We start from the raw sequence: 25,671 nt of genomic DNA, 5'->3' as shown, positions 1-25,671 counted from the left end.
CGTCGTAGAATTGGCGGATGACCACCACGCCTTCGACCGAGCCCGCGGCAGAGCCCGCACCGGGCATCGACCCCGCGGAGATGGCGATCGCCCTGCGGGTCCTCGCCTCGCTCAGCGAGATCGACCCGGAGGACCCGGACTTCGTCACCGTGCGGCAGGCCACCGCCAAGATGTTCAAGTCCGTCAAAATGGTGCGCCGCGGCGAGAAGCGCCAGGCGATCGCGGACGCCGACCGGGAGGTCATCGCCGCGACCGCGACCGGCGCCCGCACCCGGATCGACGACGAGACCATCGGCGCCCAGCTGCGCCTCGGCACCGATCGGGCGTCGGCCGGCGAACTGCTCGTGCCCCGGGCCTGCTACATCTGCAAGCAGAAGTACACCCTCGTCGACGCGTTCTACCACCAGCTGTGCCCCGGCTGCGCGGCCATGAGCCACCAGAAACGGGATGCCCGCACCGACCTGACCGGCAAGCGCGCCCTGCTCACCGGCGGCCGCGCCAAGATCGGCATGTACATCGCCCTGCGCCTGCTGCGCGACGGCGCCCACACGACCATCACCACCCGGTTCCCGCGGGATGCGGTGCGCCGGTTCAGCGCCATGCCGGACTCCGCCGACTGGCTGCACCGGTTGCGGATCGTGGGTATCGACCTGCGCGACCCGGCTCAGGTGATCGGCCTGGCCGACTCCGTGGCGGCGGCCGGACCGCTCGACATCCTGATCAACAACGCCGCCCAGACCGTGCGCCGCTCCCCCGGCTCCTACTCGATGCTGGCCCTGGCGGAGCAGTCTCCGCTGCCGGAGGGCAGCATCCCGGAGATCGTGACGTTCGGGCACGCCAACGACGCGCACCCGACCGCGCTCGCGGCATCCGTCACCAGTCACCCGATCCTCACCGCCGCGGCCGGCGCGACCGGCGCGCTCACCGCCGACGACCTCACCGCGCTGGCCCTGGCGCCGGGCTCCTCCTCGCTCGAGCGCCTCGCCGCCGGCACCGCGATCGACGCGGGCGGGCTCGTGCCCGACCTGCACGACGCGAACAGCTGGACCGCGAACGTGCAGGACGTAGACCCGCTGGAGATGCTCGAGGTTCAGCTCTGCAACACCACGGCCCCGTTTCTGCTGGTGAGCCGCCTGCGTGCGTCGCTGGCGGCATCCGAGGCCCGCCGCACCTACATCGTGAACGTGTCCGCGATGGAGGGCGTGTTCGGCCGCGGCTACAAGGGCCCCGGCCACCCGCACACGAACATGGCCAAGGCCGCGCTGAACATGCTCACCCGCACCAGCGCGAAGGAGATGCTCTCGGACGGCATCCTGATGACGAGTGTGGACACCGGCTGGATCACCGACGAGCGCCCGCACCCGACCAAGGTGCGCCTCGCCGAGGAGGGCTTCCACGCCCCGCTCGACCTGGTCGACGGCGCGGCGCGGGTCTACGACCCGATCGTGCGCGGCGAGGCCGGCGAAGACCTCTGCGGCGTCTTCCTGAAGGATTACCAGCCCGGAACCTGGTAGCCGTCCCTCGGGCCACCACCCTGTCCCGCTCCGAACCAATTCGACGGAGATTCTGAGCTTTTCGCACCCTGGAGGCCGATTCAGACCCGATTTCGGCAAAATCTCCGTCGAATTGGTTGGGTGGAATTGGTGAGGGCGAGCGGATGCCCCGGCGCACTCGCAGCGCGACCAGGCAACGCCGAGGATCAGTCCGGCGCGGGGGCGGGCGGCGTCCAGACATACGGGGTCGTCGTCGTCAGCGTCTGGAAGCCCAGGCGCAGCAGGATCGGTTTGCTGTCCTCGGAGGCGTCGACCTGCAGGTAGCGCACGCCACGATCGTGCGCGAGCCGTGCCCGGTGCGCCACGAGCGCCCGGTAGATGCCGCGGCCCCGCCAGGCGGCAAGCGTCGACCCGCCCCAGAGGCCGGCGAAGTCCGTTCCCGGGGTGAACTCGAGTCGGCACGAGGAGACCACCTCTCCGGCGGCCTCGGCGACGAAGACGAGCACATCACCCGGGGCATCGCGCACACTCGTCTCAAGGTCGCCGGCCAGCCAGGACTGGTCCGTTCCCCAGACCTGAGTCTGGACGTCGGCGATGCCATCGAAATCCGCTCGGGAGTCGACCTGACGGATGGTGACCCCGTCGGGCAGCCCGGACCCGGGTCGCGCGGTCAGGCGCGCGGTCTCGCCCACGACGACCGTCTCGGGTGCCTCGGGCACGAACCCGGCAGCGATCAGGCGCCGGGTCAGGTCCGCGGGCTCGTCGTGGCCGCGGGTCTTCCACTCCACCGCCTCGCCGCGAGCCGCGAAGAAGTCTCGGTGCCCGGCGATGAGGGCGTCCAGCGCCGACCCGGTCAGTCCCACCTCGCGGGCGGTCTCGACGAAACCCTGGTGCCATCCCACCACGCGCAGAACCGAACCCCGCAGTTCAAAACGGATGCCCGCGGGCTGCTCGGCCGGAACCCGCAGCCGGAGCTGGGCATCGTAGGCGGCCAGGAGGGCCTCTCGACTTGTCATTGCGCCCCACCCTAGAGCCGGCCCGAACGAATTCGACGGTAATTTTGGCCAAACGAGACCCAGACGGCCAAAAAACGGGCTGTTAGGGCAGAATCTCCGTCGAATTGGTTCAGCGCCGGACACCGTGTGCCGGCTCCGCCCGGGAGTCGAGCCAGGGGCCACCGATCCGGGACGCCCGGCGGGAATGCTCGACCGCCGCGACGACTTGGAGTCAAGGGGCATCCGTCCCGGTGAGTGAAGAGGTGCAAGCTGAGCAGCATCGACGTGGGCTTCCGTTCCGAACGCGGCCCGGTGCTGATCGCCCTGATGATGACCACGGGCCTGGTCGCGATCGACGCCACCATTCTGGCGACCGCCGTGCCCACGATCGTGAAGGACCTCGGCGGCTTCGCCCAGTTCCCCTGGCTGTTCTCCATCTACCTGCTCGCCCAGGCCGTGTCCGTGCCGGTGTACGCGAAACTGGCCGACACCGTCGGTCGCAAGCCGATCGTGCTGATCGGCATCGCCCTGTTCCTGCTCGGCTCGGTGCTCTGCGGGCTGGCCTGGAGCATGCCTGCGCTGATCGTTTTCCGCGCGATCCAGGGCCTCGGGGCCGGGGCCGTGCAGCCGATGGCGGTCACCATCGCCGGCGACATCTACACCGTGGTCGAACGCGCGAAGGTGCAGGGCTACCTCGCCAGCGTCTGGGCGATCTCCTCCGTCGTCGGCCCCACCCTCGGCGGCGTGTTCTCCCAGTTCCTGTCCTGGCGCTGGATCTTCTTCGTCAACATCCCGCTCTGCGTCATCGCTGCCTGGATGCTGCTGCGCCAATTCCACGAGACGGTCGAGCCCCGCCGCCACCAGGTGGACTACCTCGGGGCCGGGCTGCTCACCGTGTCACTGAGCCTCCTGATCATAGCCGTGCTGGAGGGCGGGCAGGCCTGGGCCTGGAACTCGCCGCAGAGCATCGGATCCTTCGGCCTGGGCGCGCTCCTGCTGGCCCTGTTCGTGCTCGCCGAGCGGGGGGCCGCCGAGCCCGTCCTGCCGCTCTGGGTGTTCAGCCGGCATCTGCTGCTCAGCACCGCGCTCGTCTCGATCGGTGTCGGCGCCATCCTGATCGGCCTCACTTCCTTCGTGCCGACCTACCTCGAAGGGGCCCTGGGAACCGCGCCGCTGACCGCCGGTCTGGCCCTGGCGGCGCTGACGATCGGCTGGCCGATCTCGGCATCGCTCTCCGGGCGCCTGTACCTGCGGATCGGCTTCCGGAACACGGCGCTGATCGGCATCGGCATCGTGCTGCTCGGCGTGGTGGCCCTCGCACTCTTCGCAGCGACCCCCTCGGTCGCCATCGTCGCCGCCAGCTGTTTCGTGACCGGCCTCGGCCTGGGCCTGGTGGCCACCCCGTCCCTGATCGCGGCGCAGTCCAGCGTCGACTGGAACGAACGCGGCGTCGTCACCGGAGCCAACCTGTTCTCCCGTTCCATCGGCAGCGCGGTCGGCGTGGCCATCTTCGGCGCCGTGGCGAACGCGATCTTCTCCGCCTCCGGGCGAGGGGCGCCGGATGCCGCCACGGTCGTCGCGGCATCCGGCGCGGTGTTCGCGGCCGTGACCGTCACCGCCGCTTTGACCATGATTGCGGCGATCTCCATGCCGCGAACGCCGGCTCACCGGGTGCAGTGACCCGAGGCCTCGACACCTGAACGAATTCGACGGAGATTCTGACAGAAACGACCCTGAACAGCCCGAAAGCGAGCCTTTACGGCAATATCTCCGTCGAATTGGTTCACCGCCGGGGCGAGGATCCCCGCTCGTCCAGCCAGTGCAGGGCCCGCCCGTGCGGCTCCGTGAACGCGATCGGCTCGGCATCCAGAGCGAGCACGAAGTCAGTGGATGCTGCGGGGCGCGCCCGCAGTCTCTCCGTCACCGCGGGCACGACCGAGCGGCCCTCGTTGGACAACCAGCGCACGGGCAGCCGGTGCATGGTGGCCGTGAACCGGCGCGCGGCTGCTTCGTCGAGGTAGGCCAGCACGGCGGTGTGGAACACGACCACGGTCGCCCCGGCGGGCGCCCGTGCGACGAGGGCCTCGACCTGGTCGTTGAGGTCCCCTCGCACGATCGGGGCCGGCTCCGCCCGAGCGAGCTGCACCGCCGCACGGAGCCTCGCCCGGCGATCGTCGTGCTCCGGCCAGATCAGGGCGTCCAGCCAGGCCACGTCGGCCTGATCGAACAGGTCGAGCGGGTTGAGGTCGACGCCGGCCCGCCAGACCACCTCGGGCAGTTCGGCCGGCCCGGGCACCGGCCCGGTCAGGGAGCAGTCGAGGACCACCGGGCTCGGCCCGGCGGCGGGATGCAGCATCCGTTCGACCTCATCGCCGGCGAGATACCGGTAGCTGTACCGGTCGGGATACAGGCAGAGCCCCGCGGATGCCCCCACCTCGATCAGGGCCAGCGGACCGGGAAGCGCGGCGAGCGCCGGCAGCAGCACCGCGCACCGTCCGGGCTCGTTCGTCTGGGTGGAGTGACTGAGGCAGGTGGCCGACACGACGGCCCAGTGGCCGGCCAGCCAGGAGCCGAACTCCCCGTACTCCGAGACGGGGGCGCCGTGGAACCGCGCCGCGCTGAAGACCAGGTTCGGCTGCCGTTTCGGCGCCGGGAGCCGGTCGATCAGGGCGACGGTCGCCGGGTCGTCCGCCACGCCGTGCGCCCACGCTTCGTAGCAGGCGCTCAGGCCGCGCGCTTCCATGTCGGCGAACTCCCGGTAGCGGTCGGCGGTCGCGGCCCGCGGGTCGGTGCTTGCCCTCATGCGCACACCCTAATCCTTGGCTAGGCTGAATCCTGTGTGCTGCGTCACAAGCGTCAGCGCGCCCGCATACCGCGAAACCGAGATGGAGAAACCGTTGCCCGGAGAGAACCTCACCAGGATCGAAGCCCAGGAGCGCGCCGCGCTCATCACCGTGCAGAGCTATCAGGTCACCCTCGACCTCACCGCCGGACCGGAGACGTTCGGCAGCGAGACCACGGTGCGCTTCACCGCGACGCCCGGTTCGTCCACCTTCATCGACGCCATCACCCGCACCGTGCACTCGGTGACGCTTAACGGCGCCGCGCTCGACCCCGCATCCGTCAGTGACGGCATCCGGATCCAGCTCGACGGCCTCGCCGCGGAGAACACGCTCACCGTCGTCGCCGACGCCGAGTACACGAACACCGGCGAGGGCCTGCACCGCTTCGTCGACCCGGTCGACAACGAGGTCTACCTCTACAGCCAGTTCGAGGTGCCCGACTCCCGCCGCGTCTTCGCCGTGTTCGAGCAGCCCGACCTCAAGGCCACGTTCGCGTTCACGGTCACCGCGCCGGGCGCCTGGGAAGTCATCTCCAACTCGGTCACGCCCGAGCCGACGGATGCCGGCAACGGCCAAAAGACGTGGGCCTTCGCCCCCACCCACACCATCTCCAGCTACATCACCGCCCTCGTCGCCGGCCCCTACGCGGTCGTGCGCAGCGAGCTGACCTCCAGCGACGGCCGCACCATCCCGCTCGGCCTCTTCTGCCGGAAGAGCCTGTTCGAGTACCTCGACGCGGATTACCTGTTCGAGAAGACCCGCCAGGGCTTCGAATACTTCGAGGGCAAGTTCAACTACCCGTACCCGTTCGACAAGTACGACCAGATGTTCGTGCCGGAGTTCAACGCCGGCGCGATGGAGAACGCCGGCGCGGTCACCTTCACCGAGACCTACGTGTTCCGTTCCAAGGTCACCGACGCCATCAAGGAGCGCCGCGTCGTCACCGTGCTGCACGAGCTCGCGCACATGTGGTTCGGCGACCTGGTCACCATGAAGTGGTGGAACGACCTGTGGCTGAACGAGTCCTTCGCCGAGTGGGCGTCGACCATGGCCACCGCCGAGGCCACCGAGTGGACCGAGGCATGGACCACCTTCGCCGTGATGGAGAAGAGCTGGGCCTACAAGCAGGACCAGCTGCCCTCCACCCACCCCATCACCGCCACCATCACCGACCTCGAAGACGTGCAGGTCAACTTCGACGGCATCACGTATGCCAAGGGCGGCTCCGTGCTCAAGCAGCTCGTGGCCTGGGTCGGCCGCGACGAATTCTTCACCGGCGTCGCCGCGTACTTCCAGAAGCACCAGTGGGGCAACACCGAGCTGCACGACCTGATGGTCGAACTCGAGGCCTCCAGCGGCCGCGACCTCAGCGAATGGACCAGGCTGTGGCTCGAGACCGCGGGCGTGAACACCCTGCGCCCGGAGGTCACCGTCGACGAGACCGGCACCGTCACCGGCTTCACGGTGCTGCAGACAGCCGCCGCCGACTACCCCACCATTCGCCCGCACCGCCTCGCGATCGGCTTCTACGACCTGGCGGACGGCACACTCGTGCGCTCGCACCGGGTCGAGATCGACGTCGACGGCGCGCAGACGGATGTCCCCACGCTGGTCGGCCTGAAGCGTCCCGCCCTGGTCCTGCTCAACGATGACGACCTGGCCTACGCCAAGATCCGCCTCGACCCGGCGTCGCAGGAGGTGGCCCTCGAGAACCTCTCCGCGATCGAGAGCCCGCTCGCCCGCGCCATCGTCTGGGGCGCGGTGTGGGACGCCACCCGCGACGCCGAGACGGCGCCGCGCGACTTCATCACGCTCGTGCTCGGCAACGTCGCGACGGAGACCGAGTCGACCACGCTGCGCACGGTACTCGGCCAGGTCGTGCTCGCCGCCACCTACTACGTCGCCGAGGAGCACCGCACGGCGACGATCAAGGAGGTCGGGGACGCGCTCTGGTCCCTCGCCCGCCACGCCGAAGCCGGCTCCGACGCGCAGTTCCAGTTCGTGAAGTTCTTCGCCGGTATCGCGACCACCGAGAGCCAGCTGGCATCCGTGGCCGCGCTCCTGGACGGCTCCGTGCCGCTCGAGGGCCTGGAGATCGACACCGACCTCGCCTGGGAGCTGCTCATCGCCCTCGTCGCCGGTGGCAAGGCCGGATCGGCCGAGATCGACGCCGCACTGGCCGCGGACAACACCGCGACCGGCGCCCAGTCGGCCGCGCAGGCCCGCGCCGCCATCCCGACGGCTGAGGGGAAGCAGGCCGCCTGGTCGTCGCTGATCGACGTGGACACCGCCCCGAACACGATCGTGCGGGTCACGGCCGCCGGTTTCCTGCGCGCCAACGACACCGCGCTGCTCGAACCGTTCGTGGACCAGTACTTCGCCATGCTGCAGTCGGTCTGGGCGGCCCGCAGCTTCTCGATCGCAGAGAAGCTCGTGCTCGGGCTGTACCCGGCACCGCTCGCGAACCGGGCGCTCGTCACCTCGACGCGCACCTGGCTCGACGCCAACCCGGAGCCGCTCGCGCTGCGCCGCCTGGTGATCGAGAACCTGGCCGGGGTCGAACGGGCCCTCGCCGCCCAGACGCGCGACGCGGAGTAGCCGCGCCGCCGCATCCGCCCGCGTGCCCCTAACGAATTCGACGGAGATTCTGCTCCTGGAACCGGGTTAAACCGGTCCAGATCGCCAGATCAGCCAAAATCTCCGTCGAATTCGTTGGGGCGCGGAGCCGGGGCCGGGGACTAGGAGCGCGGGGCGCGGGGCAGGGGACTCAGGATCCGGACAGGACGAGGCTCTGTAGACTCGTCTCGTTATGGACTTTGACGCAATCTGGCTTGAACTCACCCAATTTTTCACGATCGACCTGTGGCTCAAGACCATAAACATCGTCGTCATCATCGTGGGCGCACTCGTGCTGCGCTGGGTGCTGCACTTCGTGATCGAACGGGTCGTGCAGCAGATCGTCTCCGGGGTCAAGAAGAACCAGAACGTACTGGACACGCAGGCCCTGAGCGTCTCCCCCCTGGCGGCGGTGCGCGTGGTGCAGCGCACCCGCACCCTCGGCTCCGTGCTCTCCAACATCCTCAACGTCACCCTGCTGATCGTGTCGATCCTGTTGATCGTCAACATCATCAACACGGACATCCTGGGGTCCTTCGCCCTGCTCACGGCCGCTCTCGGCGCCGGCCTGGGTTTCGGCGCGCAGAACATCGTCAAGGACATCCTGAACGGCCTGTTCATGGTCGTCGAGGACCAGATCGGCGTGGGCGACATCGTCGACGTGGGCTTCGCCTCCGGCGTCGTCGAGACCGTCGGCATCCGTGTCACCCAGGTGCGCGACGTCGACGGCACGCTCTGGTTCGTGCGCAACGGCGAGATCCTGCGGGTCGGCAACATGTCCCAGGGCTGGGCCCGCGTCATCATCGACCTCGCTATTCCCTACTCGTCCGACGTGGAAGCCGTTCAGAACGAGCTGCTCCGGGTGGCGAAGGCCCTGGCCTCCAGCCGCAAGTGGCGCCCCGTCATCCTCGAGAAGCCCGAAATCTGGGGACTCGAATCGATCTCCGCGGAGGCCCTCGTCGTGCGCCTCGTGGTGAAGACCCGGGTCGCGGCGAAGTGGGACTTCGCGCGCGACCTGCGCCTGCACCTGAAGAAGGCTCTCGACGGCCTGGGCATCGGCCTGACCCCGCTGAACAGCGTTGTCATGGCCGGCAAGGATGGCGCCATCAACGCCGGCACGACCCCCGCCTTCGAAGATGCACCCGACGCGGCCGTCGAAGCAGCCGCGTCGATGCCCGACATCGCCACCAGCCCCTTCACCGCCCCGGTGACGATGAGGAAGAACAAGGCGCCGCGGGCCCCGCGCCGGCCCAAGTCCGACACGGTGACACCCGAAAAGGCCGAACCCGAAGCGTCCAAGCCGGCAGCGTCCAAGCCGGAAGCGCCCAAATCCGAAGCGTCCAGGCCGATAACGCCCAGGCCGGTAACGCCCAGGGCCGAATCGCCGAAAGCTGAAACGCCGAAGACCGAACCAGCCAGGAACACCGCACCCGACCCGGAGATCCGCGATGACGAATGACGCCACCCCAGTTTTCCCCGCCACCCCCGCCGGGGTCCACCTCCGCGGCGGTGAGGACGGCGCGGCCCTCGGCCCGTCGTTTTACGAGCAGGTCGGCGGGCGACCGTTCTTCGAGAAACTGGTCGCCGAGTTCTACCGCGGCGTCGCCACCGACCCGGTGCTGAAGCCGATGTACCCGGAGGCCGACCTCGGGCCGGCCGTCGAGCGGCTCACGATGTTCCTCGAGCAGTACTGGGGCGGTCCGGGCACGTACAGCGAGCAGCGCGGCCACCCGCGCCTGCGCCAGCGCCACCAGCCGTTCAAGGTCAACCCGGATGCCCGCGACCGCTGGCTCAGACACATGCGCGCCGCCGTCGACAGCTGCGAGCTGCCCCCGCTGCAGCGTGACACCCTGTGGGACTACCTCGAGCGCGCCGCGTTCGCCATGCTGAACACGTTCGACGAGTAACCCGCTGTCCTCCCGATAGCACCGCTGACGATGGAGTCACGATGAACCCGGTTCCCCGTCGCGCCGCCCCGACCGAAGCCGATGTCATCGTCGTGGGCTCCGGCCTCGCCGGGCTCGTCGCGACGTGTGAGCTGCTGGATGCCGGCAAACGTGTCTTCCTGGTCGACCAGGAGGGCGCCGCGTCCATCGGCGGCCAGGCCTGGTGGTCGTTCGGCGGGCTCTTCCTGGTCGACTCCCCCGAGCAGCGCCGCCTCGGCGTTCACGACTCCCCCGAGCTCGCCCGCCAGGACTGGTTCGCGAGCGCCGGCTCCGACCGGGCCGAGGACTACTGGCCGACCCTGTGGGCGGATGCCTACCTCGACTTCGCCAGCGGCGAGAAACGTGCCTGGCTGCACGATCTGGGCATCCGGTTCTTCCCGGTCGTCGGCTGGGCCGAGCGCGGCGGGTACACGGCCCTCGAACACGGCAACTCGGTGCCGCGGTTCCACATCGTCTGGGGCACCGGCCCGGCACTCCTGACGCCCTTCATCACGCGGGTGAGGCAGGGCGTTCAGGCCGGCCAGGTGAGCGCACTGCATCGGCACCGGGTCGACGAGCTCCTCATCGAGGACGGCGGCGTGGTGGGCGTCCGCGGAGTGCGCCTCGCCGACGACGGCGCGGAACGCGGCACAGCGAGTTCACGCGACCCGGTGGGTGACTTCGAACTGCGGGCCTCGGCCGTGATCGTCACCAGCGGAGGCATCGGCGGCAACCACGACCTCGTGCGCGCCCAGTGGCCGACGCGCCTGGGCACGGCGCCGAAGAAGCTTCTCTCCGGCGTCCCGGCGCACGTCGACGGACGGATGCTCGGCATCAGCGAGCGGGGCGGCGCGCGCCTGATCAACGGGGACCGGATGTGGCACTACACCGAGGGGATCACGAACTGGGACCCGGTCTGGGCCGCCCACGGCATCCGTATCCTCCCCGGTCCGTCCTCCCTCTGGCTCGACGCCACCGGCGCACGACTGCCCGGGCCGCTCTTCCCCGGGTTCGACACCCTCGGCTCGCTGGAGTACATCCTCAAGACCGGACACGAGCACAGCTGGTTCGTGCTCACCCAGAAGATCATCCAGAAGGAATTCGCCCTCTCCGGCAGTGAGCAGAACCCCGACCTGACCGGCCGGAACCTGCCGTTGCTAGCGAAGAGGCTTCTCCCGGGCGCGCCGGGGCCGGTGGAGGCGTTCAAGGAGAAGGGCGTCGACTTCGTCGTCGCCGACACCCTGCACGACCTGCTGACCGGCATATAGCAGCGTGCACCTGAGGTGCGCCTGGACTTCACCAACGTCGAGCGGGAGATCCGCGCCCGGGACCGGGAACTCGACAACGGTTTCTCAAAGGATGCCCAGATCAACGCGATCCGGCAGGCGCGGCACTATCGGGGCGACCGTCTCATCCGCGTCGCCAGCCCGCACAAACTGCTCGACCCGAAGAACGGGCCCCTGATCGCGGTGAAGCTGCACATCCTCACCCGGAAGAGCCTCGGCGGCATCGAAACCGACCTGTCCGCCCGGGCCCTGGGCGCGGACGGCCAGCCGATCCCCGGCCTGCACGCGGCCGGGGAGGCCAGCGGGTTCGGCGGCGGCGGCATGCACGGCTACCGCTCGCTCGAGGGCACCTTCCTCGGCGGGTGCCTGTTCACGGGCCGCACCGCGGGTAGCGCGGTCGCCGCGGCGCTCTAGACGCAGCCCCGGCGTCGCGGCGCACCCTGTGCACGCGGGCGCAGGCTGGAGCATGCGCCCGCGCCCCGAAGGTGCGCCGCGAGACGGATGCCGGCAGCCGGCATCCGGCGGCGCGGCTAGAGTCCGGCTGCGACCAGGGCCGCCGTGTCGCGGCCCATCCGGATGGCGCCGTCGACGTGCTGGTACCCCTTGCCGGCCAGGTCGCTGCAGGAGAACGAGATCGGTCCCACCGGCGTGCGCAGGTCGGCGCCGTACCGGGCCAGCCCGCCCAGGTCGAAGCTGGCCGCGTAGGCACCGCGGGTCCATTCCTCGGTGCCCCAGTCGCTCTCGTAGTACACGACCGGCGTGAGCGCCTTCTCGCCGAAGTAGTGCGAAAGCGAGGTGAGGATGCGCTGCTTGCGTTCCTCCGCCGTGAGGGTGAAGACCTCGTCGGCCGCTTCGTCGGAGACGAACCCGACGAACGTGCCACGGGTGTCGCCGAAGTTCGTGTTGTCGTAGGCCTCGTGCACGAGCTCGTACGGGCTGAAGGCCGTGCCGGACAGGCCGTCCTCGCGCCAGAACGGGGTCTCGTAGACCGCGTGCACCTTGATCACGAAACCCATCGACAGGTGCTGGTGCAGCTGGTGCTGGCGGCGCGGAAGCGAGGGTTCGAACGAGATCCGGTTGTAGAGCACCGGTGGGACGGCCACGATCACGCGGCGCGCGTGCACCTCGAGCTGGTCGGTGACGGCCACGACGCCGTCCGCGTTCCAGCGCAGGGCGCGCACGGCCTGGCCGAGGAACACGTCGTCGCCGAGGCGCTCGGCGAGCAGGATCGGCACCTGCTGCAGGCCCCCGACGACGCGCTCGTCCAGGATGAAGTCGGCGTCGACGAGGTTGCTGAAGCTGCCGGCACTGGCCGCCATCAGCAGCGCCTGCAGGGTGGAGAACGCGTGGGCCGGCTTGGTCAGCATGGCACCGGCGATGAACATGCCGATGTTGTCGCGGGCCTCCTGGTCGGTGGTCTCCTGCTCCAGCCAGGCGCTGAAGGAGATCTCGTCGAGTTCCTTCGCCTGCGGGTGCGTCCACGGCCGGTCGGGGTCGGTTTCGGCGACGAGCCCGTCCAGCTTCTCGATCAGGCGCACGATCTCCCGCTCGGTGTCGGGAGAGACTGGGAAGATCTCGCCCTCGAACCGGGTGCGCTCGCCCGCCGCGTTGACGTAGACGCTCTCGCCGTCGCGGTACCGCGCGAAGGTCTCGAGGCCGAGCTCCGCGATGGTGTCCTTGAGCGCGTCCTGGTCGGGCGAGACCCACTGGCCGCCGATCTCGAGCATGGCGCCCTCGATGTCGTCGGTCCAGAGCCGGCCGCCGACGCGGTCGCGCGCTTCGAGCACGGCCACGGTGTGGCCGGCCTTCTGCAGCGCGGTCGCGGCGGTCAGGCCGGATGCGCCGGCGCCGATGATGACGATGTCACGTTCGATGATGGTCATTGTTGTTTCCCCTGGATGCTGGTGGTTGCTGATGCCGCGGATGGTGGGAGTCGATGAACGGTCAGGAGACCGGGATGAGCGTGTACTTGGTGGACAGGTACTCGTGGATTCCCTCGAGCCCGCCTTCCCGGCCGAGACCGGACTGTTTGACGCCGCCGAACGGGGCCGCGGCGTTGGAAACCAACCCCGTGTTCAACCCCATCATTCCAGTGTCCAGCTGGGCGATCATCCGCTGCCCGCGGGCCAGGTCCTGGGTGAAGACGTAGCTGACCAGCCCGTATTCGGTCGAGTTGGCCAAACGCACGGCCTCGGCCTCGTCGGTGAAGGTGACGATGCCCACGACGGGGCCGAAGATCTCTTCGCTCAGGATGGCGCTGCCCGGCGTGACGCCGGTCAGCACGGTCGGCTCGTAGAAGGAGCCGGGGCCGGCCGGGCGCACCCCGCCGGTGAGCAGGGTGGCGCCGTGGGCCAGCGCGTCCTTGACGAGCGCGTCGGTGCCGGCGACGGCGGCCTCGTTGACGAGGGGGCCGATGGTGACGCCGGACTCGGTGCCGCGGCCCATCTTCAGCGCGGTGACCCGGTCGGCCACGCGGCGGGCGAACTCGCCCGCCACCGACTCGTGCACGATGAACCGGTTGGCCGCGGTGCAGGCCTGGCCGATGTTGCGGAACTTCGCCAGCATGGCGCCCTCGACGGCCTTGTCCAGGTCCGCGTCCTCGAACACGACGAACGGGGCGTTGCCGCCCAGTTCCATCGAGGTGCGCAGCACCCCCTGGGCGGCCTGCACGATCAGCTTGCGGCCGACGGCGGTGGACCCGGTGAAGCTGAGCTTGCGCAGCCGGGGGTCGGCGATGATCGGCGCGGCCACGGTCGACGAGTCCGAGGTCGTGATCACGTTAACGACGCCGGCCGGGACGCCCGCGTCCTCGAGCAGTTGCACGAAGAACAGGGTGGTCAGCGGGGTCAGCTCGGCCGGCTTCACGACGACCGTGCAGCCGGCGGCGAGCGCCGGGGCGATCTTGCGGGTGGCCATGGCGAGCGGGAAGTTCCACGGCGTGATCAGCAGGCACGGGCCCACCGGCCGCTGGGACACGACCATGGAGCCGGTGCCCTCGGGGTTCAGCCCGTAGCGGCCGCTGATGCGCACGGCCTCCTCGCTGAACCAGCGCAGGAACTCCCCGCCGTAGGTGACTTCGCCGTTGGCCTCGGCGAGCGGCTTGCCCATCTCCATCGTCATCAGCAGGGCGAAGTCGTCGCGGCGCTCCTGCAGCAGGTCGAAGGCGCGGCGCAGGATCTCGGCCCGCACCCGCGGCGCGGTGGCCGCCCACGAGTCGGCCGCGGCGACGGCCGCGTCGAGGGCACGGATGCCGTCGGCGGCATCCGCGTTGGCGATCTGTTTGAGCACAACGCCCGTCGCCGGGTCGGTGACGTCGATCGGCTCGCCGCCGCCCTGCTGCCAGGCGCCGTCGATGTAGAGGCCGGCCGGGACGCGGGCGAGCAGTTCGGTTTCACGGGTGGACACGATGATTCTCTTTCCGATGCGATGCGGGTAATGCAGGAGGGGGGACGGTGCCGGACTGGGATCAGGGGTAGAGGCCGCGCAGCAGGTGCGCTTCCGCGACCCGTTCGACGGCGAGCACGGTGGCGGCGGCGCGCAGGGACAGGTCGCGGGCGGCGGCGTAGTCGACGACCTGGTGCCAGGCGGCGAGCATCCGTTCGGCCAGTTTGTGCTCGACCTCCGCGGCGTTCCACCAGTAGGCCTGGTTGCCCTGCACCCATTCGAAGTAGGAGACGATGACGCCGCCGGCGTTGGCGAGGATATCGGGCACAACGAGCTGCCCGTTGGCGGCGAAGATGGCGTCGGCCGCGGGCGAGGTGGGGCCGTTGGCACCCTCGACGATGACCCGCGCGGTGACGCGCGCCGCGTTGCCCTCGTGCAGCACGCCTTCGACGGCGGCCGGCACGAGCAGGTCGACGGGCAGTTCGAGCAGGGCGTCCCCGTCGATCGGTTCGGCCCCGGCGAAGCCGACGACCCTGCCGGTCGTGGCGACGTGCGCGCTGAGCCGTTCGAAGTCGAGGCCGGCGGCGTTGTACACGGCGCCGTACTGGTCGCTCACGGCCACCACGCGCACGCCGGCGTCGGTGAGGAAGACGGCGGCGTCGTGACCGACCTTGCCGAAGCCCTGCACCGCCGCGGTCGCCCCTTCGGGACGGATGCCGCGGTGCTTCAACGCCGCGATGGCCATGTGGGTAACGCCGCGCGAGGTGGCGCTGGCGCGGCCGTGGGAGCCGCCCAGGCTGATCGGCTTGCCGGTCACGATCCCGGGGACGGTGTAGCCGACGTTGACGGAGTAGGTGTCCATGATCCAGGCCATGGTGCGCTCGTCGGTGCCCATGTCGGGTGCCGGGATGTCCTTCTCCGGGCCGATGATGGGCAGGATCTCGCTGGTGTAGCGGCGGGTGACGCGTTCCAGTTCGGGCTGGGAGAACAGGCGGGGGTCGATGGTGACTCCGCCCTTGGCACCGCCGTACGGCACGTCCAGCAGGGCGCATTTCCAGGTCATCCACATGGCGAGGGCACGCACCTCGTCGAGGGTGACGTTCGGGCTGTAGCGCAGGCCGCCCTTCGCGGGGCCGCGGGACAGGTTGTGCTGCACCCGGTAGCCGGTGAAGAGGCGGGTGGTTCCGTCGTCGCGGCGGAGCGGCACGGCGACCGTCATCTCGCGCCGCGGGGTGGCGAGCAGGGAGTGCAGGCCGTCGCTGTAGCCGAGCACGCCGATGGCGGCGCGGAGCTGGGAGCGTGCGTCGTCGAGCGGGGTGGCCAGGGGGGTGGCCTGCGGGGTCGCCTGCGGCAGCGCCAGGGGCGCCGGCGCGGCCTCGAGCAGGCTCATGCGGCGGCCAGGGCGCTCGCGAGAACCTGCAGGCCCTCGACCAGGAGGGCGTCGGGGATGCTCAGCGGCGGCAGGAAGCGGATCACGTTGCCGTAGGTGCCGCAGGTGAGCAGGATGACTCCCTGCGCGTGGGCGGCGGACACGATGCGGCCGGTGAGGGCGGCATCCGGGTCGCCGGTGACCGGGTCGACGAGTTCGATCGCGATCATGGCACCGCGACCGCGTACGTCGCCGACGCGCTTGTCGACGGCCCGCAGTGCGTTCAGTCGACCGGTCATGATGACGCCGATGTCCCGCGCCCGCCGGGCCAGGTCGTCTTTCTCGTAGCTTTCCATGGTCGCGAGGGCCGCGGCGCAGGCGAGCGGGTTGCCGCCGTAGGTGCCGCCGATGCCGCCGACCTGGGGGGCGTCCATGATCTCGGCCCGGCCGGTGACGGCGGAGAGGGGCAGGCCGCCGGCGATGCCCTTGGCCATCACCATGATGTCCGGCACGATGCCTTCGTGCTCGCTCGCGAACATGTCGCCGGTGCGGGCGAAGCCGGTCTGCACCTCGTCGGCAATGAAGACGACCCCGTTGGCGCGGCACCACGCGACCAGGGTGGGCAGGAAGCCCGGGGCGGGAACGATGAAGCCGCCCTCGCCCTGGATCGGCTCGATGATCAGGGCCGCGAGGTTGTCCGCCCCGATCTGCTTCTCGATCTGGGAGATGGCGCGGGTGGCCGCGGCAACGCCGTCCAGGCCGCCGTCACGGTAGGGGTAGGACATCGGCGCGCGGTAGATCTCCGCGGCGAAGGGGCCGAAACCGTTCTTGTAGGGCTGGTTCTTGGCCGTCAGGCCCATGGTGAGCGTGGTGCGGCCGTGGTACGCGTGGTCGAAGGCGACGACGGCCTGCTTGCCGGTGTAGTGCCGGGCGATCTTGACCGCGTTCTCCACGGCCTCGGCGCCGGAGTTGAACAGCGCGCTGCGCTTGGGGTGGTCGCCGGGGGTGAGCCGGTTGAGCGTTTCGGCCACGGCGATGTAGGAGTCGTAGGGCGCGACGGTGAAGCAGGTGTGCGTGAACTGGGCGAGCTGGGCGGCGACGGCCGCGACCACCTCGGGGGCACTGTTGCCGATCCCGGTCACGGCGATGCCGCTGCCGAGGTCGATCAGGGAGTTGCCGTCCACGTCGACCAGCACGCCGCCGCCGGCGGCCACGATGTACACGGGCAGGGTGACGCCCACGCCGGCCGAGACGGCCTGCGCCTTGCGGGCGCTGAGTTCCTGCGACTTCGGACCGGGGATCGCCGTGACGAGGCGTCGCTCCTGCGGGAGGGAGGGTCCGCCGACGGGGGTTTCTTGGGCAAGGGATTCGACAATGGTCATGGCTGCTCCAGTTCTGGGACCGAGATGCATCGGCGCGCTGCCGGCGACGATGCCAATTGCCACACTCTATGGCGGCTCGCGGTGCGCCGGCACCCGCCATTCTGTACATTCCCATGGGAGTAATCCGCCATCTTGTACACTTGGTCCATGTCCCCGATCGCGGCCCCGCCGCTGCTGCCGCCCCTGCGCCGCCTGCTCGACCAGCCGGGTCTGCGGCTGCGCCTGCTCACACCCGAGGCATCGTTGCCGGCCCAGGCGCTGGAGCAGTCCGTGGAATGGGTGCACAGCTCCGACCTGGCCGACCCGACGCCGTTCCTCTCCGCCGGCCAGGTGCTGCTCACCACGGGCACTCAGTTCGCCGCCGAGGGCACGACGGATGCCTTCTACGCCGAGTACGTGTCGCGGCTCCGCGCCCGCGGCATCGCCGCCCTCGGCTTCGGCACCGAGGTCGTGCGCGACGGCACGCCCGATCCGCTGGTCGCCGCCTGCCTCGCCCACGGCCTGCCCCTGGTCGAGGTGCCCTACGGCACGCCCTTCATCGCGGTCGCCCGCGCGGCCGGCGACCTCGTCGCGGAGCTGCGCTACGCCCGGCACACCTGGGCGCTCGGAGCCCAGCGTGCGATCTCGCTCGCCGCCCTCCGGCCGGACGGCCTCAGCGCCACGCTCAGCGAACTGTCCCGGCAGCTGAACCACTGGGTGGCGCTGTTCGACGCGAGCGGCGCCCTCGACCGGGTCTTCCCGCGGGACACGTTCGCGGCCTCGGGCGGCGCGAACTCCCGGGGCTCCCTGGCCCGGGTGCAGCAGGAGGCCGCCCGGCTGCTGCACCGCGGGCAGCGGGCCAGCACCACCCTCGACGAGGGCGGCGAGACCCTGACCCTGCAGACGCTGGGCCGGCGGGACCAGCTCCGCGGTGTGCTGGCCCTCGGCGGTGCCACCGAACTCGACCAGGCAAGCCAGGAGGTGGTGACCAGCGTCATCGCGATGGCCGGGCTCGCGCTCGAGCAGAACAGTGCCCTGGACCGTGCCCGCGGCCACCTGCGCTCGGGCCTGCTGCACGCGCTCCTCGGCGGGGACGTGGAGCTCGCCCAGACCATCTCCCGCGAGATGTGGGGGCCGCTCCCCCACGAGCCGGTGCGGATCGCCATCGTCGAGCCCCTGCCCGAACGCCTGGACGCCCTGACCGAGTTCCTCGAGCTGCGCGTGGAGGAACGACCCGGGCAGCTCTTCTTCGCCCGCGAGGGCAGGTCGGTCATGCTCTGCGTCGACCAGACCGGCGGTCCGCTCCTCGACGAGCTGGTGAGCTTCGGGCTGCACGTCGGGGTGTCCGACCACGGCGGCTACCCGTCACTGCAGCATCTGGTTGCCCAGGCCCGGCAATCGCTCGAGCGATCCAACGAGGGCGCCCCCGGAATCGTCGAGTTCGAGGTCATCTCCCGGCAGGGAGTGCTGGCGTTCCTGGCCCGCACGGATGCCTCCGAAGTCGGCCGCGCCACCCTCCGGCCGCTCTCCGACCACGATGCCGCGCACGGCACGGCGCTGCTGGGGACCCTCCGGGCATGGCTCGAGCAGAACGGCCAGTTCGGCCCGGCCGCGGCCGAACTGGGGGTGCACCGCCACACCGTGCGTGGCCGGATCGACCAGGCCGAGGCTCTGCTCGGCCGGGACCTCGGCACGTTCCACGCGCGGGCCGACCTCTGGGCGGCCCTGCTGGCCGCCGGGGACGCCCCACTCGGGTAGGCGGACTCGGGTAGGCGGACTCGGTGAGGCGGATCAGGCCTGGAGCGACCAGGACTTGCGGCGCACCAGGATGTGGCCGCGGCTCGTGCTCATCCGGGTCCACAGGCCCGTCTCGTACAGGCGCACGGGTTCGTCCTTCGCCAGGAAGCCGAGGCTGACGGCGGCGAAGGCGGCGCCGGACGGCACGATCTCCAGGCCGGGGATCGGGCGGCTCCAGACCTCGGACCGCACCCGCTGCACGATCTGCGCGCCGGTCCCGGACGGGATGACCGCGGCGACTTCTTCGATGCCGGTCTTCGCGGCACCCTCGAGCAGCGCGGCATCCGTCTGGCCCAGCAGGGTCCAGCCGCCCGTGGGCGGCGAGATCCCGGCCCACGTCACCGTGGTCACCTCGAGCGGCACCGTCACGGTCACCGCAGCCTCCGGCTCCGACACCGCCGCGGTCAGCCGGGCGAGCCGGTCGAGGAGGGAGCGCACGGGCACCACCGCGTCGAGGTCGACCGGGGCGGTGAGCGCGAACGTGCGCAGGCCCAGCACGGTCGGGCTGGAGTCCAGCAGGCCGCGGGGATAGAGGATGGCGGTGTAGACGGCGAGCACGCCCGCAGCCTGGATCAGGCGCACGGAACCGTCCTCCACCCGGCCGGCACGGGAGAGGTACACCTGAAGATCGCGAAGGGACAGGGAGTCTGGGAGAGAAAATGACTTGCTCATCTACTCCTAAACTACCAAGTACGCGCGGGGCCGTCCGGACCCTGCGTCGCCCGCCTGAGGAGGCCGCATGGATATCCAAATGGAAGGTCTCCTGACCGCTCTCGACCTCACGGACACGGGAGCCCGCACCAGCGAAGACATCTTCACCGGCCCGTCGCAGTGGATGCCGCTCGGCCGCGTCTTCGGCGGACAGGTGCTCGCCCAGTCCCTCGTCGCCGCGATGAGGACCGTGCCGGACGACCGGCACGTGCACTCCATGCACGGCTACTTCCTGCGCCCCGGCGACGTGGGCCAGCCGATCACCTTTTCTGTGGACCGCATCCACGACGGCCGTTCCTTCTCCACCCGCCGCACACAGGCCTACCAGGACGGGCACCCGATCCTGTCGATGATCGCGTCCTTCCAGGACGTGGACGAGGGGCTCGAACACCACATCGAGATGCCCTCCGACCTCCCCGCTCCGGAATCCCTCCCGACCGCCGCGGAATCGCTCGCGCAGGTCGACCACTCGATCGCCCGGTACTGGGCCAGTGAGCGCCCCTTCGACATGCGGCACGTTCCCTCGCCGATCTACCTCACGGTGAACGGCGAGCACACGTCCCGCCAGGCCGTGTGGATGAAGACCCTCGGGCCGCTCCCCGACGACCCCGACCTGCACCGGGCGGCGCTGGCCTACGCGAGCGACTACTCGATCATGGAGCCCATCATGCGGCGGCACGGCATCGCCTGGGCCACGCCGGGGCTCAAGGTCGCCAGCCTCGACCACGCGATGTGGTTCCACCGCTTCGGCCGGGCCGACGAGTGGATGCTGTACGTGCAGGATTCCCCGACCGCCCAGGGCGGACGCGGGCTCTCCACCGGCAGCATCTTCAGCCGGTCCGGCCTGCTCCTGGCGACGGTCGCCCAGGAGGGCATGCTGCGCGTGCCCACCAACGCGGAGTAGACCGATATGACGAAGCCCACCGACATCTCCCGCCGCAGCGCGATCCTGCTCGGCACCGCCGGAACAGCGGTGGCCCTGGTCGGCTGCAGCACCGGCTCCCCCGATTCGGGCGGGGCGGGCTCCGGCGGGCCGGTCGAGGTCGCCAAGCTGGCCGACATTCCCGTGGGCGGCTCGATCGTGGCCGAACTGAACGGCAAGCCGATCATGCTCAGCCAGCCGACCGAGGGCACCGTGGTCGGGTTCAGCGCCATCTGCACCCACCAGGGCTGCGTCGTCAAACCCCTGGACAAGAAATTCGACTGCCCCTGCCACGGGTCCAAATTCGACGCGGCCACCGGCGAGGTCCTCGCCGGACCGGCGACGACCGCGCTTGCATCCGTGAAGGTCACCGTCACCGACGACACCGTCTCCGCGGGCTGATTGCCTCTGCCGGCTGAACCACCCCGTCGGCGAAGCCCGGGCCTCAGGCCTCCGGCAGGGACGCGCGCCGGGTGAACCTGATCGGCTCGTCCAAGTAGGGCGCCCAGGCGGCTCGTTCGACCTCGTTGATCTTGCGCGGGCGCTCGGTCACGGCATCGACGAGCACGATCGTGGTGCTCGCCTGGGCGTACAGCTTCGCCGGCTCGACGCCGACCGGGCTCCAGACCTCGTAGCAGACCTCGAGGCTGGCGCCGCCGAGCTTGCCCAGCCACAGACGGATGTCCACGGGCTGTCTCAGGTACGGGATCGGCGCGAGGTACTCGGCTTCCAGTCGCGCGATGAGAGTCAGCGTCGCCGCCCCCGGCCGCCCGTCCAGCACCGCGGTGCCGCCTTCGGCCCCGGGGCCGGTGCCGTCCTCGTCCGGCCAGAACGCCTGGATCCGCGCATCCTCCAGGAGGCGCAGCATCTCGGCGTTGTTGACGTGGCCGTACGCGTCAAGGTCTGACCAGCGCAGCCGGACGGGAACGTGCAGCTTCATCCGGGGTCCTAGTCGCGCGTGAGCTTGCGGTACGCGGAACGGTGCGGCTTGGCGGCATCCGGGCCGAGCCGAGCGATCTTGTTCTGTTCGTACGATTCGAAGTTGCCCTCGAACCAGTACCAGTTGGCCGGGTCTTCGTCGGTGCCCTCATACGAGAGGATGTGGGTCGCGATCCGGTCGAGGAACCACCGGTCGTGAGTGATCACCACGGCGCAGCCGGGGAATTCGAGCAGCGCGTTCTCGAGCGAGCCGAGCGTTTCGACGTCCAGGTCGTTAGTGGGCTCGTCGAGCAGCAGCAGGTTGCCGCCCTGCTTGAGGGTGAGCGCCAGGTTCAGGCGGTTGCGCTCTCCACCGGAGAGCACGCCGGCCTTCTTCTGCTGGTCCGGACCCTTGAACCCGAACGTGGAGACGTAGGCGCGGGACGGGATCTCGGTCTTGCCGACCTGGATGTAGTCCTGGCCGTCGGAGACGACCTCCCACAGCGACTTGTTCGGGTCGATGCCGCTTCGGCTCTGGTCGACGTAGGAGATGTCGACGGTCTCGCCGATCTTCAGTTCGCCCTGGTCGAGGGGTTCAAGGCCGACGATGGTCTTGAACAGGGTGGTCTTTCCCACGCCGTTCGGGCCGATGATGCCGACGATGCCGTTGCGCGGGAGGGTGAAGGAGAGGTCCTCGATCAGGACCCGGTCCCCGAAGCCCTTCTTGACCTTCTTGGCGTCGATGACCTGGGCGCCAAGGCGCGGTCCGACGGGAATCTGGATCTCTTCGAAGTCGAGCTTGCGGGTGCTCTCGGCAGCCGCCGCCATCTCTTCGTAACGGGCGAGGCGCGCCTTGGACTTCGCCTGACGGCCCTTCGCGTTCGAGCGCACCCACTCGAGCTCGTCCGCGAGGCGCTTGGCCATCTTCGCGTCCTTCTTGCCCGCGATCAGCAGTCGTTCCTGCTTCTTCTCGAGGTAGGTCGAGTAGTTGCCCTCGTAGGGGTACAGGTGGCCGCGGTCCACTTCGGCGATCCACTCGGCCACGTGGTCGAGGAAGTACCGGTCGTGGGTGACGGCGAGGACTGCGCCGGGGTACTGGGCGAGGTGCTGCTCCAGCCAGAGCACGCTCTCGGCGTCGAGGTGGTTAGTGGGCTCGTCGAGGAGGAGCAGGTCGGGCTTCTGCAGCAGCAGCTTGGTCAGCGCCACGCGGCGCTTCTCACCACCGGAGAGGTCCGCGACGGCGTAGTCTCCCGGCGGGGTGCGGAGGGCGTCCATCGCCTGCTCGAGCTGGGAGTCGAGGTCCCACGCGTCGGCCGCGTCGATGGCTTCCTGCAGGGTGCCCATCTCCGCCAGCAGGGCGTCGAAGTCCGCGTCGGGTTCGGCGAGGGCGAGGCTGATTTCGTTGAACCGGTCGACCTTGGCCTTGATCGGGCCGACGCCTTCCTGCACGTTCTCGAGGACGGTCTTGGTCTCGTCGAGTTCGGGCTCCTGCATCAGGATGCCGACCGTGTAGCCGGGTGAGAGCTTCGCCTCGCCGTTGCTGGGGGTGTCCAGTCCGGCCATGATCTTGAGGATCGTGGACTTTCCCGCGCCGTTCGGCCCCACGATTCCGATTTTGGCGCCGGGGAAGAATGACATGGTGACGTCGTCGAGGATGAGCTTGTCGCCCACCGCCTTGCGAGCGCGGACCATCGTGTAGATAAATTCAGCCATAGTGCTTACCAGTCTATTTGGCGCGTGACCCCGACCAGACACGTTCCCGAACCCAGCACCGGCAGGACGGCGCCGTGATAGCCGCCGGTGGCCGGACCGTTCTGTCCGATCAGGCACTCTTCGCCCATGCGCACGGCGAACTGGATCGAGTCCGCGGCGAGCTCGGCGCTGGTGTCGTCGAAGGTGACGGACATCTGGGCCTTGTCGAAGCCGCCCCGGGCGAGCGCGTCGATGAACGCGCGCCCGCCGGCGCCGGAATCGGCGGCCACGACCGCGGCTGCGACGGCGTCGAAATAGTCGAGGTTGGCCGCGGCGTCGAGCTCGGGCCGCAGCACGGGGCCGGCCACCGGCGCCGCACTTGGGGACGGGGTGGCGTTCTCCGACGGGCTCGCCGAGGGCGCCGATGTCCGAGCCGGAGTCGGTCCCGGCGACGTGGCGGAGCACCCGACGAGGCCGAGACCCGCGATCACGCTGAGCACCGTAATCAGCCCGACCTGGCCCGTCCGGTGTCGGATCCGGGTGCCGGTGCCGGTGGGGGTGCCGGTTCGATGGAGCCTGGGTCCCATCCTCTGTGAAGCCGGCACGCTGCATCCTCCCGAGACCGCGGCGCGGTCAGCCCTCCGAGTCTGCCAGATGCCAGCCGGCCAAGCTGCGAGTCGGCCCAGCCTCGAGCCGGACCGAGAAGCGCGTCGCCCGGCTACGTCTCCAGGCTCACCAGGGTGGCGCTGCCGGCCGGCAGGAACCCGTCGGAATCCTGATCCGGCCGGCTCAGCGGGCCCGGCTGGCTCAACTCGACGGGCTCCTCCGACTGGACCTCAGCCGAACCTGCGGAATCTGCGGTCTCGGCCGACGGATCGAGCTGACGTTCCGGGGACGCCACCGTGCGCCGGGCGATCGTGGTGCACCAGGCGAGGTCGTGCCCGACGGAATCGGCCTCCACCTCCACCGAGGTGCCGTTGCGGTCGGCGTTCTCCCAGGCCCGGATGCGCAGACGCCCGATCACGACGACGTGCTGCCCTTTCTGCACCGAATCCACCACGTTGTGGGCGAGTTGGCGAAACGCCGAGACCGAATACCAGTTGGTGTCGGCATCCACCCAGGCCTGCTTGGTGCGGTCGAATCGGCGCTGGCCGGACGCCAGCCGGAAAGAGGTGATGGCCAGCCCTGAACTGGTCACGAGGTGGCGCGGCGAGGTCGCCACGATTCCGGTCACGGTGATGGTGTCGCTCATGATCTTCTCCCTGCACGCGGTCGTGCGCCGGGCGGATGACCCGGTGCATGCGAGCTGGGACGACGGCTCGTGCCTGTCTCCGCCGCCCCAGCTCGCACAGTCCGAGTGTGCGATGGCGGGCGCACCACTGGTCGGCCGGCCGCGCTTATGTGGAGAACGCACGGTGCGTGGAATTGGGGAGGGACGACACCCGAATCCAGGTCTCGTACGGCCGGGCGCGGTCGCGTCAACTCTGTGGGATGGCGCGCACCCTGTTGTTGCGTGCCTCGTGGGTGAGTTCCACGAGGCCCAGAGCCTCGAGCAGGGGCGGGAGGTACATGCCGAATCTGCCCCGATACCCTTTGCGCAGGCCGTACCAGCCCCCGACCGGGTTGCTCTCGGCTCGCCCCCATGCCTCGACCGTGCCCTCGGCGGCCGGCTTCGTTTCGTCAGCGGCCCCGAGCGCGACCCAGTCTCCGCGTTCACGCAACCAGGCGGTCAGATCGACGATCGCGCTCACGCGGTACTTCAGCGTCGTCGCCCCCACCTGGCACACGACGGCCGGTGGGTCACCCTGCTCGTCCCGGTACATCGTGTACCGCGACGTACCGGGGGCGGTCCCCAACTGCCACGGGTCGTCCTCGGTTCCACTTCCAGTCACCCTGGCTCATTCATACTCCACAACCCCGCGATGGGTCAGGTTCGCGTTCCCAGAACCGTGAACCGAAGTCCGTGTGCGGATGAATCAATCCCTCCACATTCCACTGTTGATCAGGTTATCCACAGGGCACGGCACGGCGGGCGGATGCCGCGGGCAATGTCAGTGGGTACCCGTAACGTGATCCTCATGAAGCCCTCGTTCATCGAACAGCAGGAGACACGCGGTGAGTACTTCGACGCCATCCGCGAGGCGCACGGCAAGCTGGCCCAGGACGCCGCCGCACTGGCAGACCTCATCGACGAGGCCCACCGATTCGCGACGGGGACCGCGGATACCGCGCCGCGGGTGCCCGGGTCGCGGTGGGACGCCGACACCGTCGCCGAGCGCGAGTTCACGAGCGAGTTGGCCTGCACGATCCGGATTCCACAGCGGTCGGCGGAGACCTTGATCCATGAGAGCGGGTGTCT

Annotated in this window: 20 protein-coding genes and 2 pseudogenes; 10 read left to right on the top strand and 12 right to left on the bottom strand. The window is 69.8% G+C overall.

Features of this window, described 5'->3' with window-relative positions:
- Nucleotides 1-17 precede the first annotated feature (17 nt).
- Nucleotides 18-1,514 carry an SDR family NAD(P)-dependent oxidoreductase gene (locus E3T37_RS09655; protein ID WP_134366574.1) on the top strand — a complete coding sequence of 499 codons (1,497 nt, stop codon included), beginning with the start codon at nt 18-20 and terminating at the stop codon, nt 1,512-1,514.
- Nucleotides 1,515-1,699: 185 nt separating this feature from the next.
- On the opposite strand, the gene E3T37_RS09650 is transcribed toward E3T37_RS09655, so the two are convergent.
- On the bottom strand, nt 1,700-2,509 hold the full coding sequence (locus tag E3T37_RS09650; protein ID WP_134366573.1) for a GNAT family N-acetyltransferase: 810 nt from the start codon (nt 2,507-2,509) through the stop codon (nt 1,700-1,702).
- A 306-nt stretch (nt 2,510-2,815) separates the two neighbouring features.
- Between E3T37_RS09650 and E3T37_RS09645 the strand changes: the two genes are divergently transcribed.
- Nucleotides 2,816-4,168, top strand: coding sequence for an MFS transporter (locus E3T37_RS09645; protein ID WP_134366588.1), 1,353 nt, complete (start codon nt 2,816-2,818; stop codon nt 4,166-4,168).
- Nucleotides 4,169-4,271: 103 nt separating this feature from the next.
- On the opposite strand, the gene E3T37_RS09640 is transcribed toward E3T37_RS09645, so the two are convergent.
- Nucleotides 4,272-5,291 carry a DUF2332 domain-containing protein gene (locus E3T37_RS09640; protein ID WP_134366572.1) on the bottom strand — a complete coding sequence of 340 codons (1,020 nt, stop codon included), beginning with the start codon at nt 5,289-5,291 and terminating at the stop codon, nt 4,272-4,274.
- Between the two features lie 94 nt (nt 5,292-5,385).
- Here E3T37_RS09640 and pepN point away from each other — a divergent pair, with 94 nt between their 5' ends.
- The 4 genes and pseudogenes from pepN to E3T37_RS09620 all read left to right on the top strand — a co-directional run bounded on the left by pepN (nt 5,386) and on the right by E3T37_RS09620 (nt 11,572).
- Nucleotides 5,386-7,929, top strand: a complete 2,544-nt coding sequence (gene pepN / locus E3T37_RS09635) for an aminopeptidase N (protein WP_134366587.1) — start codon at nt 5,386-5,388, stop codon at nt 7,927-7,929.
- A gap of 211 nt (nt 7,930-8,140) precedes the next feature.
- Complete coding sequence (locus E3T37_RS09630) at nt 8,141-9,406, top strand: mechanosensitive ion channel family protein (protein WP_134366571.1); 1,266 nt, start codon at nt 8,141-8,143, stop codon at nt 9,404-9,406.
- Nucleotides 9,396-9,854: a globin gene (locus E3T37_RS09625; protein WP_134366570.1), complete on the top strand. Its 459-nt coding sequence runs from the start codon at nt 9,396-9,398 to the stop codon at nt 9,852-9,854. Before E3T37_RS09630 ends, E3T37_RS09625 begins: the two co-directional genes overlap by 11 nt.
- A 41-nt stretch (nt 9,855-9,895) precedes the next feature.
- A pseudogene (locus E3T37_RS09620) lies at nt 9,896-11,572 on the top strand (FAD-binding dehydrogenase).
- A gap of 116 nt (nt 11,573-11,688) precedes the next feature.
- On the opposite strand, the gene E3T37_RS09615 reads toward E3T37_RS09620, so the two are convergent.
- Genes E3T37_RS09615 through gabT form a run of 4 tightly spaced genes read right to left on the bottom strand, consistent with a single transcriptional unit; the run spans nt 11,689 to nt 17,293 of the window.
- Nucleotides 11,689-13,074 carry a flavin monoamine oxidase family protein gene (locus E3T37_RS09615; protein ID WP_370292403.1) on the bottom strand — a complete coding sequence of 462 codons (1,386 nt, stop codon included), beginning with the start codon at nt 13,072-13,074 and terminating at the stop codon, nt 11,689-11,691.
- Nucleotides 13,075-13,102: 28 nt separating this feature from the next.
- A complete protein-coding gene (locus E3T37_RS09610; RefSeq protein WP_160141033.1) occupies nt 13,103-14,566 on the bottom strand; it encodes an NAD-dependent succinate-semialdehyde dehydrogenase in 1,464 nt (487 codons plus the stop codon).
- A gap of 58 nt (nt 14,567-14,624) precedes the next feature.
- On the bottom strand, nt 14,625-15,932 hold the full coding sequence (locus E3T37_RS09605; protein ID WP_134366567.1) for a Glu/Leu/Phe/Val dehydrogenase: 1,308 nt from the start codon (nt 15,930-15,932) through the stop codon (nt 14,625-14,627).
- On the bottom strand, nt 15,929-17,293 hold the full coding sequence (gene gabT / locus E3T37_RS09600) for a 4-aminobutyrate--2-oxoglutarate transaminase (protein WP_134366566.1): 1,365 nt from the start codon (nt 17,291-17,293) through the stop codon (nt 15,929-15,931). Before gabT ends, E3T37_RS09605 begins: the two co-directional genes overlap by 4 nt.
- A gap of 147 nt (nt 17,294-17,440) precedes the next feature.
- Between gabT and E3T37_RS09595 the strand changes: the two genes are divergently transcribed.
- Nucleotides 17,441-19,030: a PucR family transcriptional regulator gene (locus tag E3T37_RS09595; RefSeq protein ID WP_134366565.1), complete on the top strand. Its 1,590-nt coding sequence runs from the start codon at nt 17,441-17,443 to the stop codon at nt 19,028-19,030.
- A gap of 33 nt (nt 19,031-19,063) precedes the next feature.
- Here E3T37_RS09595 and E3T37_RS09590 read toward each other — a convergent pair whose 3' ends face one another.
- Nucleotides 19,064-19,741, bottom strand: coding sequence for a hypothetical protein (locus E3T37_RS09590; RefSeq protein WP_134366564.1), 678 nt, complete (start codon nt 19,739-19,741; stop codon nt 19,064-19,066).
- A gap of 67 nt (nt 19,742-19,808) precedes the next feature.
- Here E3T37_RS09590 and E3T37_RS09585 point away from each other — a divergent pair, with 67 nt between their 5' ends.
- A complete protein-coding gene (locus E3T37_RS09585) occupies nt 19,809-20,684 on the top strand; it encodes an acyl-CoA thioesterase II (protein WP_241976163.1) in 876 nt (291 codons plus the stop codon).
- Between the two features lie 6 nt (nt 20,685-20,690).
- A complete protein-coding gene (locus tag E3T37_RS09580; protein WP_134366563.1) occupies nt 20,691-21,104 on the top strand; it encodes a ubiquinol-cytochrome c reductase iron-sulfur subunit in 414 nt (137 codons plus the stop codon).
- 43 nt (nt 21,105-21,147) lie between these two features.
- On the opposite strand, the gene E3T37_RS09575 is transcribed toward E3T37_RS09580, so the two are convergent.
- The 5 genes from E3T37_RS09575 to E3T37_RS09555 all read right to left on the bottom strand — a co-directional run bounded on the left by E3T37_RS09575 (nt 21,148) and on the right by E3T37_RS09555 (nt 25,204).
- On the bottom strand, nt 21,148-21,642 hold the full coding sequence (locus E3T37_RS09575; protein ID WP_134366562.1) for a thioesterase family protein: 495 nt from the start codon (nt 21,640-21,642) through the stop codon (nt 21,148-21,150).
- A gap of 8 nt (nt 21,643-21,650) precedes the next feature.
- Nucleotides 21,651-23,333, bottom strand: a complete 1,683-nt coding sequence (ettA, locus tag E3T37_RS09570; protein ID WP_134366561.1) for an energy-dependent translational throttle protein EttA — start codon at nt 23,331-23,333, stop codon at nt 21,651-21,653.
- Between the two features lie 5 nt (nt 23,334-23,338).
- A complete protein-coding gene (locus tag E3T37_RS09565; RefSeq protein ID WP_241976165.1) occupies nt 23,339-23,917 on the bottom strand; it encodes a hypothetical protein in 579 nt (192 codons plus the stop codon).
- A gap of 113 nt (nt 23,918-24,030) precedes the next feature.
- Nucleotides 24,031-24,564: a single-stranded DNA-binding protein gene (locus E3T37_RS09560; protein WP_134366560.1), complete on the bottom strand. Its 534-nt coding sequence runs from the start codon at nt 24,562-24,564 to the stop codon at nt 24,031-24,033.
- Between the two features lie 226 nt (nt 24,565-24,790).
- Nucleotides 24,791-25,204 carry a DUF6855 family protein gene (locus tag E3T37_RS09555; RefSeq protein ID WP_134366559.1) on the bottom strand — a complete coding sequence of 138 codons (414 nt, stop codon included), beginning with the start codon at nt 25,202-25,204 and terminating at the stop codon, nt 24,791-24,793.
- A 186-nt stretch (nt 25,205-25,390) separates the two neighbouring features.
- Here E3T37_RS09555 and E3T37_RS09550 point away from each other — a divergent pair.
- Nucleotides 25,391-25,671, top strand: a pseudogene (locus E3T37_RS09550) (hypothetical protein); the annotation flags it as partial.

It is taken from the genome of Cryobacterium sp. TMT2-10, from assembly GCF_004403075.1.
Lineage (GTDB): Bacteria > Actinomycetota > Actinomycetes > Actinomycetales > Microbacteriaceae > Cryobacterium > Cryobacterium shii.
This window is presented reverse-complemented; position numbering and strand designations above follow the sequence as displayed.